The organism is Streptomyces sp. NPDC086023 (assembly GCF_044540325.1).
GTDB lineage: Bacteria > Actinomycetota > Actinomycetes > Streptomycetales > Streptomycetaceae > Streptomyces.
Window position 1 is genome coordinate 1 of the sequence record NZ_JBITRX010000014.1, and the last position, 15,668, is coordinate 15,668.

Below are 15,668 nucleotides of genomic sequence, written 5' to 3' on the forward strand. Positions count from 1 at the left end.
CCCTTGACCGCCCACCCCGGTCCGGAAGGCAAAGACCCTCGGCGGACAACCCCCGAAAAACGCCCCGGAGCAACACAAGCCACCCACCACCCTCATGGTCCTGACCCAGCGTCGGGGGAGGGGCATCCCACCAGACGGCAGCACCACCTCCGCCCACCAACGCTGCCGCCGAGCCCCCGCCCCACGGGGCGCGCCTCCCCGTCCGTAGGCCCACCGGCCCGCCCGGCGGCCTCCGGGCCGTCTGTGCCCCTTCACAAGCCGCCACAGATCGCTACGCGCTCCCGCCGTCTCGGCGGCCGCAAGGCCGTCCGGGGCTGGACATCAGCCGCCCACGACCGCCACGCGCTCCGGCCGCCCCGCGGTCGGGATCGGGTCAGTCGGCCGCGTGCCAGACCGTCGTCACGTTGCAGAACTCGCGGATGCCGTGCCCCGACAGTTCGCGCCCGTAGCCCGACCGCTTCACGCCGCCGAAGGGGAAGGCCGGGTGGGAGGCGGTCATGCCGTTGAAGAAGACGCCGCCCGCCTCCAGGTCGCGCACGAAGCGGGCCACCTCGCCGTCGTCGCGGGTCCATACGTTGGAACTCAGCCCGAACGGCGTGTGGTTCGCCCGCTCGACCGCCTCGTCCAGGTTCGCGACCCGGTACAGCGTCGCGACCGGCCCGAACGCCTCCTCCTGGTCGATCCGCATCCCGGGCGTGATGCCGGCCAGGACGGTCGGCTCGTAGTACCAGCCGTGCTCCTCCTGCGGGGGCCGCCGGCCGCCGCACAGCACCTCCGCGCCCTGTTCGACGGCGTCGTCCACCAGTTCCTCCACGTCCGCCCGGCCGCGCTCGGTGGCGAGCGGGCCCACGTCGGTGTCGTCGCGCATCGGGTCGCCGACCCGGAGCGCGGCCATGCCCTCGGTGAACCGGCGCGCGAACTCCTCGTACACGTCGGTGTGGACGATGAACCGCTTCGCGGCGATGCAGGACTGGCCGTTGTTCTGCACCCGGGCGGTGACGGCCGTCCGCGCGGCCCGTTCGACGTCTGCCGAGGCCATCACCACGAAGGGGTCGCTGCCGCCCAGTTCGAGGACCGTCTTCTTCACCTCGTCCCCGGCGGCCGCGGCGACAGCGCGCCCGGCCGGTTCGCTGCCCGTCAGGGTCGCGGCGGCCACCCGCGGGTCGCGCACCACCGCCTCCACCTGGGCCGAGCCGATGAGCAGCGTCTGGAAGCACCCGTGCGGATAGCCCGCCCGCTCGAACAGCTCGCCCAGGTACAGGGCGGTCTGCGGGACGTTCGACGCGTGCTTGAGCAGACCGGTGTTGCCGGCCATCAGCGCGGGCGCGGCGAACCGGACCACCTGCCAGAGAGGGAAGTTCCACGGCATGACCGCCAGGACGACCCCGAGCGGCCGGTAGTGCGTGCGCACGGATGACGCGCCGCTGTCCCGTACGTCGGCCTCGGCGGGCCGCTCGTCGGCGAGGAGGGACTCGGCGTTGGCGGCGTACCAGCGCATCGCCTTGACGCACTTGGCGGCCTCCGCGCGGGCCGCGCCGAGGGGCTTGCCCATCTCGGTGGTCATCACCCGGGCGATGGCCTCGTTCTCCTCCTCCAGCAGCGACGCGGCGCGTTCGAGCAGCGCCGCCCGTTCGGCGAAGCCGGTCGTGCGCCAGGAGGCGTACGCCGCCGCGGCGTCGGCGAGGACGCGCTCGACCTCCTCGGGGCCCAGGGTGGGGAAGGTACGCACCGTCTCACCCGTCGCGGGATTCACCGTGGCCATGGACATGGTCGCCTCCACCGGGGACTCGGCCGCCTCTTCGACCCTCCTCCTTCCCGGCGGGGCGCGCAAACGCGGGGGAGAGACGGGCAGGTGTACGGCGGCGATGGTGGGCGACCGTGGCGGACAATGGGGGCCGCGGGCAGGAGGGGTGGTCGGGGTGCAGGGGCAATCGCCGGAGCCGGGCGCGGCGCTCGACGAGCTGCGGGCGCGGCTGGCGGACGGGCTCGCCGGGTCGCGGCTGGCCAAGGGGCAGCTGCACGTGCGGGCCGGCCTGAGCCGTACGACGGTGTACGGCGCACTGCGGAGCGGTGCGCCGGCCCCGTCCGCGGCGACCGTTGTGGCCCTCGCGCGCGTCCTGCGGCTGCCGGAGCGCGAGTTGCTGGCGCTGCGGCGGGCCGCGACCGGCACGGTGGCTGGGGGACAGGCCGGCGCGTCGGTCGCGTCGGTCGCCGGGTACGCCGCGTTGACCCGGGGGCGTGCCGCCGGTTCCGCGACGTCCGTCGCGTCGGCCGCCGGGTCCGGTGTCCCGTCCGCCGGCCCGGGCGGACCGGGCAGGCCGGTCGGAGAGTGGGACCCCCACGACCTGGAAGTGCACGCGGCAGGGCCGGCGCCCGCGTCCGGCCGCGGTCCGCAGCTGCCCGGGTACGTTCCGCGCGAGCACGACCGGGCGCTCGCCGAGGCCGTGGCGGAGGCGGCCGACGGCCACAGCCGCATGTGGGTGCTGGCGGGCGCCTCGTCCACCGGCAAGACCCGGGCCTGCTGGGAGGCGGTCCAGCCGCTGGCGGAGCGGGGCTGGTGGCTGTGGCACCCTGTCGACCCCACGCGTGCGGAAGCCGCGCTGGCCGACCTGGAACGCGTACGGCCGCACACGGTCGTGTGGCTGAACGAGGCCCAGCACTACCTCGGGCACCCGCGGCACGGCGAGCGGATCGCCGCCGCCCTGCACGCCCTGCTCACCCGGCCGGAACGCGGTCCCGTACTCGTCCTGGGCACGCTGTGGCCGGAGTACGTCCTGAAGTTCACGTCCCTGCCGGAGCCCGGCACGCCCGATCGCCACAGCCGCGTCAGGGAGCTGCTTGCCCGACGCGTCCTGACCGTGCCGGACGCCTTCGACGCCCGCGCACTGCGGTACGCGGAGGAGCTCGCCGGAGCGGGCGACGGCTTCCTGGCCGGTGCCCTCGGGCGCGGCGCCCGCTCCGACGGGCGGCTCGCCCAGGACCTCGCCGGAGCGCCCGAGCTGCTGCGCCGCTACGAGCAGGGGGCGCCCGAGGCGCGGGCGCTGCTGGAGGCGGCGATGGACGCGCGCCGCCTCGGCGTGGGCCCGCACCTGCCCCGCGCGTTCCTCGCGGACGCGGTCGGCGACTACCTCGGGGACGCCGATCTGGCCCGGCTCACCGCCCGCCGGACGGACGCGGCCTTCGGGGAGCTGGCCCGGCCGGTCCACGGCGACCTGGCGCCGCTGGGTCCCGTACCGGCCCGTCGCCGCCAGGGGCCGGGCGCGGGCTCCGCGCGGGCCGGGGACGAGTTGAGGCTGGCCGACTACCTGGAGGAGCACGGCCGCGCCACCCGCGTCCGGCGCTGCCCGCCGGCCTCCTTCTGGCACGCCGCGGCCGGTTTCGTGCGGGACGCGGACGACCTCGACCGTCTGGCGTCCGCCGCGTGGTTCCGGCACCGCCTGGAGTGGGCCGCCCACCTGCGCGAACGCGCTGCCGCGGCCGGGAGCACCAGGGCTCTGATCCATCTGGCCTGGGACCGGTCCGACGAGGGGGACGCGGAGGGAGCCGAGTCGCTGTTCAGGCGGGCCGCCGGCCTCGGCGACGTGAGCGCGCTCGGTGAGCTGGCCGCGATGTGTGAGCGGGCGCAGGGGCCTGCCGCGGCGCTGCCGCTGTACCTGCAGGCGGCCGACGCGGGCTGTGCCCAGTCCCTCGGCGCCCTGGGCTGGGATCGGTTCCACGAGGGCGACCACGAAGAGGCGCGCGCGCTCTACCTCCGGGCCGCCGAGGCCGGCGACACCAACGCGCTGGCGGATCTGGCCCGGCTGTACGACGGGGCGGGCCACTGGCCAGAGGCGGAAGAGCTGTACCGCGAAGCTGCCGCGGCGGGCAGCACGGCCGTCCTGGTGGAATGGGCGCTGGGGCTGAGGCGCGCCGGGGACAGTGAGGGCGCGGATGCCCTCTTCCGGCGGGCCGTTGCCGGCGGAAGGCCGTTCGACACGGTCCCCGTGAGCGTCCTCGACGCCTCTGGACAGGACCCGGGGGCCCTCGACGCCCTGTACCGGGTTGCGGCCGCTGCGGGCCCGATCTGGATTCAGGAGCTGATCCTCGACAAGCGGGGCCGTGGAGAGGACATCGAAGTGGTGCTTCGCGAGGCCGCCGACGCGGGCAGCGCCGCAGCCCTCGTCCGGATCGCCAAGCGACGTCACCACGAGGGGAAGCGGAACGAGGCCGAGACGCTCTACGAGAAGGCCGCCGAAGCGGGTGAAGACTCGGCCCTCATCTGGTGGGGCGATCTTCGGGAGGAGTTCGGCGACCGGGCCGGGGCGGAAGCTCTGTACCGGCAGGCGGCCGACGCCGGTGCCGTGGACGTGCACACGCGCCGTCTGTGGCCGCACGGGCTCGAACCGGACGGCACTCCTTCACCGCCCTGGCGGTGACCCCGCCGGAGGCGCCCGCACTGCCGCGGTGACCTGCCGAAGGCGCCCGGGCCGCGGCGCGGAACCCGCTGCGGCACCGCCGCAGGTGCCCGGACCCGCGGCGGCCGCTCTCAGCTCAGCGTCGGCAGCGCTCCGCCCTCCACGAGCGTGAGTTCCACCCCGCGCAGGTCGCGGCACCAGGTGCGGGCCACGGCCGTCAGGATGGTCGGGTCGGGTGGGGTGTGGCCCAGGCCGATCGCGTAGCGGGCGGTGCGGGGGCCGGTGCGGTACGGGCGGGGCCAGGCGTGCGCGTCGGGCGCCCCGGCTTCTTCCAGGGCGGTCAGCAGGGCGCGCGTCCGGCCCCGTACCCGGCCCAGCAGTTCCTCGAACTCCGCGTCGCCGTGCGCCCGTACGGTCACCACTGCCCAGGCGGCGTGGCGGCGGTGCAGCGGCGGCGGGCCCGCCCACCCGGCCGCGTCGCCGGCCTCCAGCGCCTCCCAGGCCTGGTACAGCTCCTGGACCAGCAGGTCCCGGAACCCGGGGGAGACCTGCGTCGTGCAGCTGCGTACGGGTGCGGAGGGCGTGAGTACGGTGACCGCGCCCCGCACCTCGGGCGGCTCCGGGGCGGAGGCGCCGTGCGGTGCCGTGAGGGACACCGGGGCGTGCCAGTCCCAGGCGGCCCAGGTGGCGAAGAACTCCTTCAGCAGCGCGTCCCCTTCGGCCCCCTCGGCCGCGTCCAGCACCGTCCGCGCGGCGAGTACCGTCCAGGCCAGGCCCGGCAGGCCGCCGTGCGGTGCGGAGTCCAGGCCACGGGCGCGGGCCCAGGCCTTGACCCGTCGGGCCAGCACCTCGAACGCGGGCGCGCGGTTGCCGACGGCAGCCCGTACCGCGTCCGCGTCGGACACCGCGCTGAGCGCCACGGCGGCCGCCTCGCCCAGCTCCGCCCGCCGGTCCACGGCTCCGGCCGGCGTGAGCGGGCCGGCACCCACGACGACCAGGTCCACGTCCATACCGCCGAGCGCGAACCGCAGCCCGGGGACGCGGGCCCCCCGTACCTCGCGCAGCCGGGTGACGTCCGGCAGCGCGGCGGCGAGCCGGGCCGCCACGGCTGCGGCGTCCGCGGTCCCCGGCAGCACCGCCACCAGGTCCAGGTCCGCACCGGGCAGGGCGCACCCCATCCGGCGCGACCCGACGACCCGGACGACCGCGTCGTCCAGCACCCGGGCCACGGCCAGGCCTGGGGCCTCCCCGGAATCGGCGGCCCCGGAATCGGCGGCCGCGGAATGGGCGGCCCCGGAATCAGCGGCCGGGCCCCCGGCACCTTCCGCCCCGGCATCCCCGGCCCCGGCCCCCGGCCGCCCCCGCGCCTCCTCTCCGGACTCCGGCAGCCACCGGATTGCGCCCGTCCCCAGGGCCACCGTCGCGCGGACCCGCATCGGTTCGTCGCCGCGGCGTGACAGCAGGGCCAGTTCGCCGACGCGGGTCGTCGACGCCGCGTCCGCCAGGGCTTCGGCGCAGGCGGCCGCCACCCGCTGCGGGTCCCCGGTGCGGCCCAGGGTCAGGTGCGGGGTGAAGCCGCCGGCGCGGCCCCGGCAGCGGGGGAATCGGGCCACCAGCGCGGCCCGCAGCTCCTGCCACGGGGCGTCGCCGTCCGCGGCCGGGTCGAGCCACACCGTTGCGTCCTCGCGGTGTCCGAACGTGTCCACCCCGGCCAGCCGCACCGGGAACGACGGTGTACCCGCGGCCACTTCGGCCACCAGACCGGCGGCCCGCTCGAACTCGCACTCCGGCACGAAGCCGAACAGCAGGTTCACGTGCGGCGGCCACCGTCGCACCGCCGGGTCGTGTGCCAGCCGCAACCCCTGTACGGAGGGCCACAGTTCGCGGGGCGGCAGCCAGGCCAGTGCGGTGCGCGCGGTCGGCGGCACGTCCAGCACGTCCGGTACGGCCGCCGCCGCGCCGGCCGATTCCGCTGCCTCGTAAGACAGTTCGGCCCGCACCCCGTAGTGGTCCGAGACGAACAGGCCGTCCGGCCCCGGCGTGTCGCCCAGCAGCCCCGCGCCCGTCACCCGCGCGGCACCGCGCAACAGGATCCGGTCCAGCCGCGAGGCCCGGCCCGAGAGGGAGGACACGGCGGCCAGCGGATTGGCGCCCGGGTCGAAGGTCGGGGTGCCGTCGCCCGGCCCGTACGTCTCCTCCCACGCGTCCCGCAGCCCCAGCGCGGCCGCCGGCCCCGCCTCGCCCGCCCGGCCGTCGTTGAAGTCGCCGAGCAGCACCACGTCGTCCGGCACCGAGGTCAACGCCTCCGCCAGCCGCGCCAGTTCCTCCTCGCGCCGCTCCAGCCCGCGCTCGGAGTGATCGCTCGTCAGATGGGTGGCGGCCACCGTGAGCGCCCCCGCGCCCGTGTCCAGCACCGCAGCCGAGACGGCCTTGTGCGGGCCGAGCACCTGGACGCCCGACTCCCGCACCGGCAGCCGGCTCAGCACCACCAGCCCGTACTCCGCCACGTCCCGGCCCGCCGGGTCGGCGGACAGGGTGTAGCCGGCCCGCACCCAGTCGGCGGCGAGCAGGCGGACCAGCAGGGCGGGCTCCACCTCCTGGAGCGCGATCACGTCCGCGTCGGCCTCCGCCAGCGCGGCCAGCAGCCGGGGCCGCCGCAGCTCCGTGCCGATCAGCTCCGCGTCGTACCGGTCCCACAGGGTGTTCCAGGTCAGCAGCCGTACGCCGGTCCGCACGGGAGCGGCCGCCGGGCCCGTACCGCCCTCCACCGGCCGCCAGGCATCGCCGTCCCACGCGCAGGGCGTACGCGCGGCGAAGAACGGGGCGCGCAGCCGCCGCGGCTCGCGCACCCGGCCGGCCTCCGACACCCCCACCCGGTCCAGGCCGCTCGCCCGGTCCCACACCAGCTCCCCGTCCGCCTCCACGAACAGCACCCGGTGCCAGGGGATCTCGCCCCCGGGGACGAACGCGGGCAGCGGGATCCGCTTCGGCGGCGCCCCGCGCTGGAGCAGCCCCAGCACGAACCGCGCCGGATCGAACCGCGGATCCCAGCGCACCTGGTGGTAGATCTCCTCACTGGTACGCATCAGTCACCCACACCCCACACATCGCTCTCAGCACGGGAGTCCCACGGCTCCCGCTCCACCAGGCCGCCGGCCCGGTCCCCGATCCCGCCGTCCGGACCGGCGTACCAGGTCCGGTGCGCCCGCCCGGGGTACGGCGGGCCGTACCGGCGCAGCTGCCGCTCCAGCACGGCGGCGGGCACGGGATGCGGCCGGACGGCGTTGCGCCGTACCAGTTCATCCTCGCCCACCACCGCCACCACCTGCGTGACCAGCGCGTTCCGCCGCCGGGCCGTGTCCAGTACGGGCGTCCGCTGGCGCTCGGTGAGCGAGGTGGCGTCCCACACCACCGTGCCCCCGCAGGCCAGCGCCGCGTCCAGCCGGGCCAGGCCCTCCCGCAGCACCGCCGCGTTCGCAGACTGGTCCGCCCGGTCGCCGCGGTCGGCCCGCAGGTCGTCCAGGGAGACGCGGACCGCCCGCGGCACCCGGGCGGCCACGGTGCTCTTGCCGCTGCCCGCCGGTCCGACGAGCTGGACCAGCCGCGGGAAGCTTCCGGCCCGCCAGCGCCAGGTCAGCGCCACCGCCTCGGGGACGGTGGAGATCCGGCCCGCGACGTGCGCCTCGCGGGCCTCGGCCCAGCAGCGGTCGGCCGCGTCTCCGGTGATGCCCGCCTCGTCGAGCTCCGCCCGGAGCCCGTCGCGGAGGGGACCGAGGGGGTCCTCGCCCAGCAGGCCGGCCTCGTCGGCCACCAGCGCCGACCACTCCACCCGCTCGCGGGCCGGGTCCGTGTGCCCGGCCGGGACGGCTGCGGCGACGGCGTGCAGCACCCCGAGGTCGGCGGCGGCCGCCATCCTCAGCAGGCCGGACCGGCGCTCCTCGTCGGGGAAGGGGGCGTGCAGCAGCGGGTGCAGCCCGGCCAGGTCGGCGACCCGGCGGGCCAGGGGCATGCCGAGCGGGCCGGAGAGCCGGGCCATGAGCGCCGCCCGCGGCCGGTCGTACGCGGCCGCGGCGAGCAGCCCGGCAAGCCGCCCGTCCCCCGTGCGGCCGAGCACGTCGACCCGCTCGGCGGCCGCACGGACCACGTCGTCGCGGGGTACGCCGGCCCCCGACGCCGCACCGGCCCCCGACGCCGCACCGGCCCCCGACGCCGCACCGGCCCCCGACGCCGCACCGGCCTGCGTCCCCGCATCCGAATCCGCACCGGCACCCGTCCCCGCACCCACCCCGGCGGCCGCGAGCAGCGCCCCGGCGTCCGGGGTGGCGCCGGAGCGGGCGGCCCAGAGGGGTGCGGCCGGCCCGAGCCCGTTCTCGACCACCGCCGCGTGCATCCAGTGCGTACCGGTGGTCACGTGCCGCGGCCGCACCCACTTGGCGACGCGTTCCCCGAACTCCGCGCGGGCGAAGCCCCGTACGGTGCGCACCACGTAGCCCTCCTCGCGCGAGGTGTCCACGCGCAGCCGGCGCAGGGCGCGTTCGTCGAACGTGCCGCGCCACAGCACACGGGGCGCGGGCACGCCGAGCCGGCGCAGGAAGCGGACGGTGTCGTCCCAGTCCAGGCAGCGGTCGGCCGCGTCCCACACCGAGAACCCGTAGAAGTAGGCGTCCAGGTCGTCGTACGCGAGGGAGTGCCGCGCGTACAGGTTCTCGCCGCACACCCGCCACCCGGCCGGGATCCCCGCACCGACCCGGCCCTGGAGGGCCTTCACCCAGGCGCGGGAGGGGTGGTGGGCGGAGTCGAGGGAGCGGGCGTGCAGCCCGTCCGCGTAGAGGGTGGTGTTCTCGCCGTCGAGCTTCTCGGTGACGACCACCTCGCGCCCGTCGAGCCCGCCGAGGCCCCCGACCCGTACGTCGTCGCCGGAGGCCCCGGGCGACCAGGGCAGATGGGGGGTCCGGGGATAGTGCGTGCGCATGGGGCGCCACTGTAGGAACCGGACACCGCACCTGGCGACCGAATAACCCCCCGCCCCAGCACCGGCCGAGCCGGCCCTACCCCTCCACCCCGTCCGCCTCCACCGTCACCACCAGCTTCCCGCGCCCGTGGCCCCGCCCCATCTCCCGCAGCGCCTCCGGCGCGTCCGGCAGCGCGAAGGTGCGGGTGATCACGGGGTGGACGGTGTCCGCGGCGGCGAGGTCGGCCAGGACCCGGCTGTCCTCGCCGCGGCCCACCGCGACCAGCGCCTTGAGGCGCTGGCGGGTGAACGGCGAGGGCAGCGAGGCGCGGAGGGTACGGCCCAGGGTGCCGAAGACGCGTCCGCCGCCCTCCGCGCCCACGACGACCAGCGTGCCCGCCGGAGCGAGCACCCGGCGCAGCTCTGCCAGCGGCCGGTTGCCGGCGGTGTCCAGCACGAGGTCGTACCCCGTGCCCACGGCGTCGAACGGCTCGCGCGTGTAGTCGACCACCCGCTCCGCCCCCAGGGAGAGCACCAGCGCCGCCTTCCCGCCCGAGCACACCCCGGTGACCCGGCCGCCCCCGGCCCGGGCGAGCTGGACGGCGTACGAGCCCACCGCACCGCCCGCCCCGATCACCAGCACCCGCGCGCCGGCCGCCGGCGGCCCGCCCGCCCGCAGGGCCTGCAGGGCGGTGCCGCCGGACACGGGCAGCGCGGCGGCCTCGATGAAGCCGAGCCCGGCCGGTTTGGCGGCGAGCCGGTCCTCCCGGGCGAGCGCGTACTCGGCGAACGTGCCCGTGCCCGTGCCGAGCACCTCGTCGCCGGGCCGGAAGGCGGTGACCCCGGAGCCGACCGCCTCGACGGTGCCGGCGAGTTCCGTGCCCCTGACACGCTGGCGGGGCCGGGTCAGGCCGAGCCCGAGGCGCGCCACGGTGGGCAGCCCGGTCATCATGTGCCAGTCCCCGATGTGCGCCCCGGCCGCCCGGACCCGGACCAGCACTTCCCGCGGGCCGGGCACCGGCACGGGAACCTCGGCGAGCCGCAGCCCGTCCGCGGAGCCGTAGCGGTCCTGCACGATCGCCTTCATCCGCATCCCGTCCTTCCGGCGGGGCCGGGCGCCCGACGCGCCGCCGTCCCCGCGCGAGGCGCCGCAGCACCCTCGCCCACCGCCACGATAGGCACGCGCCGGGCACCCCCGAATCATGCGCGGGTCGCACCCGCCCCCTGACCTGACGTCAGGGTCACCCCCTACCACCGGAAGGGTTGACAGCGCCCCGCGACCGGGCCCGCCACGTCCGGCCCAACCGCCCTAACCGTTCCGACCGTTCCAACCGCCCCAACCGGCCCGAACGCTCCGCGGCCGGGCCCCGCCCTGTCCCCCCGAGGCCCCGCCCTGTCCGCCCGACGCCCCGCCCCGTCCGCCTACAGCCCACCCGACGGGCGCCGGAGGGCTTCGGCGGCGGCCGCCGCGGAGGTGCGGGCGTGGTCGCGGGCGGTGGCGGCCCCGGCGGTGTCGCCCAGGGCGTCGGCGAGGCGGGCCCGGGCGGACCAGTTGTACGAGCTGTCGGGCCGCAGCCCGGTCCGCTCGCTGATGAGCACGCGGGCCAGGTCGTGCCGTCCGCAGCCGAGTGCGGAGTCCACGAGCGTCCGCTGGAGGGCGTCGCGCTGCGCATGGCTGCCCCCGAACTCGTGCAGCCTGCGGCGCAGCGGCCACAGCAGCTCCACGACCCCGGCGTGGTCGCCCCGGCCGTGCGCGAGCAGTGCCTCGCACGCGGGCAGGCCGATGCCGGCCGTCATCCGGCGGTTGGTGACGGTGTTCGTGCTCCCCGCGGCCAGCCACCGGCGCCGGTCGGCGACGAGCCGCTCCGCCGCCCCGAACCGCCCGGCGCCGACGTAGGACATGACCGCGTGGACGTCGTTGAACGCGTAGAACGGCGGGTCGGCCCGTGCGGCCCACGCGTCGGCCAGTGCCTCCCAGCGGGCCGTCGGCTGAGCTCCCGCGAGCCGGATCCGCCACAACAGCGCGGCCGCGTCCAGCAGTTCCATCGCCAGCCCGGCCGAACCCTCGTGGTGGAGGGCGGCGTCGTAGACGGCCAGCGCGGTGTCGGTGTCCCCGGCCTCCAGGGCGTACAGGGCGTAGTGCCACCAGTTGTGTACGTCGAGGTAGTTGTCCCGCGTCCAGTGGGCGCGCCGGGCGTCGAGGTAGCCGATGCCCTCGGAGACGCGTCCCTGCATCTCGTACGTGTGGACGACGGCGTGGATCGCCCAGACGTCGCGCGGGTCCTGCTCGACCGCGGCGAGCCCCGCCTCCTCGGCCTGGCGGTAGTGGCCGGACTCCTCCAGCCCGAAGGCGTACATCCCGAGCACCAGGCCCCGGTGGGGATCCGCGGTGTCCCAGGCGGACAGGGCCCCGCCGATCCGGTCGCGCAGGCGCACGGCGTCGCCGGTGAAGAAGTCGAGCTGGTGTCCGACGGCCAGGGCCAGCGCGTCCGTCGGGTACGCGGCGGACAGCTCCTCCAGCAGCCCGGAGGCCCGCCGCAGGTCCCCGGCCAGCCACGCCCCGGCCGCCGCGACGTGCAGGCGCTCCCGCAGCGGCAGGGCCGGGAGGTCCGTGCCGGCCACGTACCCGTCGAACCGCTGCCGTGCCGCGGCCGCGTCGCGCGGCTCGGTCCCCAGCACGCCCAGGTACGCGGCGAAGGACTGCGCGACCGGCGAGGCCGGCCCGCTGTCGAGGGCGTCACCGACGGCCCCCTCGACCTCGGGGCTGAAGTGGAGCAGCGCCTCGACGGCGCGGTCCAGGTGCCCGGCCGTCTCCGGGGTGCACTCGTGGAGGGGGTTGCCGTACCGGTCCGTCACCATCGGGGATCACCTCGGCGCGCCGGCGGGGGTGGGATGGCGGGCTCGGCGCGGGAACGCCGCCGTGGCCATCCTGTTCCGGGCAGGGTCCCGCCATGCCGCGAACGCCGGGAAGAACCCCCGGCCGGAGGACGCGCGCCCGAGGCGGACCCCTAGGGGGTGTTGCGAAAGTCCCGCACGGCGCCCACGGCGCCCGGCACGCACTCTCGCCGCACCGGCCAAAGCCCCGAGTACGCCCAGTACGAGGGTCTTCGTCCGGCACGCCGAGAGCACGCACCGGACACCGCGGGCACCACACAGGACTTTCGCAACACCCCCTAATCCTCCCCGCTCTCCGCCACCACCAGTTCGCCCACCGACTCCGCGAGGACCGTGCGGGCCTCCTCCGGCATGCCCGCATCCGTGACGAAGCGGTCGATCCGGTCCAGGGCGGCGAAGCCGCTGAGGCCGACCACCCCCCACTTGGTGTGGTCCGCGACCACCACCACCCGGCGGGCCGCGGCGACCAGCGCGCGGTTGGTCTGCGCCTCGGCCAGGTTCGGCGTGGTCAGTCCGGCCCGCTCCGACACCCCGTGCGCGCCCAGGACCAGCAGGTCCACGTGCAGTGAGCCGATGACCAGGTCGGCCAGCGGTCCGACCAGGGCCGCCGACGGGGTGGGGGAGCCCCCGGTGAGCAGCAGTTCCGGCACCCGGTCGGCGCCGCGTTCACGGGCGGCCGTCCGTACCAGCTCGGCCACCGGCAGGGAGTTGGTGACCAGCGTCAGCCGCTCCACCTCCAGCAGCCGGGCGGCGACCGCGCAGGCCGTGGTCCCGGCCGACACGGCGACCACGGCGCCCGGTTCCACGAGGCCGGCCGCGGCCTCGGCGATGGCGGCCTTGGCGGCGCCCTGGAGGCCGGACTTGGTGTCGAAGCCGGGCTCGTCGGCACGGGTGCCCGAGACGGCGACGGCCCCGCCGTACACCTTCTCGACCGAGCCCCGCGCGGCGAGCGCGTCGAGGTCCCGGCGGACGGTCATGTCGGACACACCCAGGCGTTCCACCAGGTCGGCGACGCGTACCGCGCCGTCGCGGCGCACCGCCTCAAGGATCAACGCTCGTCTCTGCTGGGCCAGTTGCACCAGGCCAAAATAACACGCCCGCACGCCGCCTCTGTTGGATTCTGAGCGATTGTGTTTAGTCTTGGGGCGTGAAGAAGAGCATCGCGAAGCTCGCCGACGGCCGCGAGCTGATCTACTACGACGCCGACGACAGCGCCGTACGCGAAGACGTGCCCGACCCGCGCCCCTTGGAACGCGTCGAGAGCAACCCGGAGATCCGCCTGGACGAGGCGACCGGCGACCACGTCACCATCGCCTCGCACCGGCAGGCCCGCACCCACCGCCCGCCCGCCGACGAATGCCCCCTCTGCCCCTCCGGCGGCGGCCGGCAGACCGAGATCCCGGCAGCCGACTACGAGGTCGTCGTCTTCGAGAACCGCTTCCCCTCCCTCGCGGGCGGGGCCGGCCGCTGCGAGGTGGTCTGCTTCACCCCCCGGCACGACACCGGCTTCGCCGACCTCACCCCGGAACGCGCCCGCCTCGTCCTCGACGCCTGGACCGACCGCACCGACCGGCTGTCCGCACTCCCCGGCACGGAACAGGTGTACGTCTTCGAGAACCGCGGCGCGGAGATCGGCGTGACCCTCTCCCACCCGCACGGCCAGATCTACGCGCTGCCGTTCACCGCCCCGCGCACCGCCAAGATGACCGCCGCCGCGGCCCGGCACCGCGCCGCCACCGGCCGCAACCTCTTCGAGGACCTGCTCGCCCGCGCCCGCGCGGCCGCCGGGCGGGTGGTCAGCGCCGGGGAGCACTGGACGGCGTTCGTGCCGTACGCCGCCCGCTGGCCGTACGAGGTGCACCTCTACCCGCACCGCCGGGTGGCCGACCTGACCGGGCTCACCGAGGCCGAGCGGGCCGAGTTCCCCGGCGTCTACCTCGACCTGCTGCGCCGCTTCGACCGGCTCTTCGGCACGGCCGCCCCCACCCCGTACGTATCCGCCTGGCACCAGGCGCCGCTCCGCGGGGGTGACGAACTCGCCCTGCACCTGGAGCTGTTCACCGTCCGGCGCGCGGCGGACAAGCTGAAGCACCCGGCCGGCACCGAGTCCGGGATGGAGGCCTTCATGAACGACGTGGCCCCGGAGACCGCGGCCCGGCGACTCAGGGAGGCCCGGTGACCCGCGGCGAGGCACCGGCCGCAGAAGCGGCCCCCGCCCGCCCGATCGAGGCCGCCTTCGAGGACCGGTTCGGCGCGGCCCCCGACGGGGTCTGGGCCGCACCCGGCCGCGTCAACCTGATCGGCGAACACACCGACTACAACGACGGCTTCGCCCTCCCCATGGCGCTGCCGCAGACCACCCGGGCCGCCGCCCGAGCCCGCACCGACTCGCTCCTGCGCCTGCACAGCACCCGCTCGGAGGGCGCCGTCACCGAGGTCCGCCTCGACGGCCTCGCCCCGGGCGCCGTCCCGGGCTGGGCCCGCTACCCGGCGGGCGTCGTCTGGGCACTCGCCGAGGCCGGACACCCGGTCGGCGGCGCGGACCTGTACATCGACAGCACCGTGCCCACCGGCGCCGGACTGTCCTCCTCCGCCGCCCTGGAGTGCGCGGTGGCCGCCGCCTGCGACGACCTGTACGGGCTCGGCCTCAGCCGCACCGAACTGGCCCGCGCCGCCCAGCGCGCCGAGCACGTCTTCGCCGGCGTGCCGTGCGGGATCATGGACCAGATGGCCTCCGTGTGCGCCACCGAAGGCGCCGCCCTGCACCTCGACAGCCGCACGCTGGAACACCGGCAGGTCCCCCTCGACCTCGCGGCCCACGGTCTGGAACTGCTGGTCGTCGACACCCGGGTGAGCCACGACCTGGCCGACGGCGCGTACGCCACCCTGCGCGCCGGCTGCGAACGCGCCGCCCGGCTCCTCGGCCTGCCGGCGCTGCGTGACCTCGCCCCGGACGCCCTCGCCGCGGCCCTCACCGCACTCCCCGCGGACCTGGCACCGCTGGTGCGCCACGTGGTCACCGAGAACGCCCGCGTCGAGGAGGCGGTCGCCCGCCTCGACGCGGGCGACGTCCCGGCCCTCGGACCGCTGCTGACGGAGGGTCACGCCTCCCTCCGCGTGGACTACGGCGTCTCGTGCGCGGAGACGGACCTGGTGGTCACCGCGGCCCTCGGTGCCGGAGCGCTCGGCGCCCGTATGACGGGCGCCGGCTTCGGCGGCTGCGTCATCGCCCTCACGCCGACGGCCCTGACCCGCACGGTCGGCGAGGCCGTCACCACCGCCTTCCGCACCGCCGGCCACCACCCCCCGCACCTCCTGACGGCCACCCCCTCCAGAGGCGCAACCCGCACCGCCTGACCGGACAGGCGCAGGCCACGGGCCGGGTGGCCCGTGCGGCCGAGGGCCGGCAGACCCGTCCCCTGGCCGGA

Annotated in this window: 9 protein-coding genes; 3 read left to right on the plus strand and 6 right to left on the minus strand. The window is 76.6% G+C overall.

The features are described from left to right. Positions 1-373: 373 nt before the first annotated feature. Positions 374-1,768 (minus strand): NADP-dependent succinic semialdehyde dehydrogenase, encoded by a 1,395-nt coding sequence (locus tag ACIF6F_RS25465; RefSeq protein ID WP_399950824.1) that lies wholly within the window; start codon positions 1,766-1,768, stop codon positions 374-376. 151 nt (positions 1,769-1,919) lie between these two features. Between ACIF6F_RS25465 and ACIF6F_RS25470 the strand changes: the two genes are divergently transcribed. Continuing rightward, positions 1,920-4,415 (plus strand): hypothetical protein, encoded by a 2,496-nt coding sequence (locus tag ACIF6F_RS25470; RefSeq protein WP_399950827.1) that lies wholly within the window; start codon positions 1,920-1,922, stop codon positions 4,413-4,415. A gap of 110 nt (positions 4,416-4,525) precedes the next feature. Here ACIF6F_RS25470 and ACIF6F_RS25475 read toward each other — a convergent pair whose 3' ends face one another. The 5 genes from ACIF6F_RS25475 to ACIF6F_RS25495 form a co-directional block, all read right to left on the minus strand. Then, on the minus strand, positions 4,526-7,480 hold the full coding sequence (locus ACIF6F_RS25475) for a poly(A) polymerase (protein ID WP_399950830.1): 2,955 nt from the start codon (positions 7,478-7,480) through the stop codon (positions 4,526-4,528). Further along, complete coding sequence (locus ACIF6F_RS25480; protein ID WP_399950833.1) at positions 7,480-9,366, minus strand: RNA ligase family protein; 1,887 nt, start codon at positions 9,364-9,366, stop codon at positions 7,480-7,482. Before ACIF6F_RS25480 ends, ACIF6F_RS25475 begins: the two co-directional genes overlap by 1 nt. 76 nt (positions 9,367-9,442) lie before the next feature. After that, positions 9,443-10,432 (minus strand): NAD(P)-dependent alcohol dehydrogenase, encoded by a 990-nt coding sequence (locus tag ACIF6F_RS25485; RefSeq protein ID WP_399950836.1) that lies wholly within the window; start codon positions 10,430-10,432, stop codon positions 9,443-9,445. 335 nt (positions 10,433-10,767) lie between these two features. Next, entirely contained in the window at positions 10,768-12,204 is a 1,437-nt protein-coding gene (locus ACIF6F_RS25490; protein WP_399950839.1) for a tetratricopeptide repeat protein, read from the minus strand. A 314-nt stretch (positions 12,205-12,518) separates the two neighbouring features. Then, positions 12,519-13,319: a DeoR/GlpR family DNA-binding transcription regulator gene (locus ACIF6F_RS25495; protein ID WP_399950842.1), complete on the minus strand. Its 801-nt coding sequence runs from the start codon at positions 13,317-13,319 to the stop codon at positions 12,519-12,521. Positions 13,320-13,387: 68 nt separating this feature from the next. Here ACIF6F_RS25495 and galT point away from each other — a divergent pair, with 68 nt between their 5' ends. Both galT and galK read left to right on the plus strand, forming a co-directional pair. After that, positions 13,388-14,419, plus strand: coding sequence for a galactose-1-phosphate uridylyltransferase (galT, locus tag ACIF6F_RS25500; protein WP_399950845.1), 1,032 nt, complete (start codon positions 13,388-13,390; stop codon positions 14,417-14,419). After that, positions 14,416-15,597, plus strand: coding sequence for a galactokinase (gene galK, locus ACIF6F_RS25505; protein WP_399950848.1), 1,182 nt, complete (start codon positions 14,416-14,418; stop codon positions 15,595-15,597). Before galT ends, galK begins: the two co-directional genes overlap by 4 nt. Positions 15,598-15,668 lie beyond the last annotated feature (71 nt).

Bases quoted from the DNA above. Each gene is read 5' to 3' on its own strand.
- ACIF6F_RS25485 (WP_399950836.1), bottom strand. From the start codon at position 10,432: ATGAAGGCGATCGTGCAGGACCGCTACGGCTCCGCGGACGGGCTGCGG.
- ACIF6F_RS25490 (WP_399950839.1), bottom strand. From the start codon at position 12,204: ATGGTGACGGACCGGTACGGCAACCCCCTCCACGAGTGCACCCCGGAG.
- ACIF6F_RS25475 (WP_399950830.1), bottom strand. From the start codon at position 7,480: ATGCGTACCAGTGAGGAGATCTACCACCAGGTGCGCTGGGATCCGCGG.
- ACIF6F_RS25480 (WP_399950833.1), bottom strand. From the start codon at position 9,366: ATGCGCACGCACTATCCCCGGACCCCCCATCTGCCCTGGTCGCCCGGG.
- ACIF6F_RS25465 (WP_399950824.1), bottom strand. From the start codon at position 1,768: ATGTCCATGGCCACGGTGAATCCCGCGACGGGTGAGACGGTGCGTACC.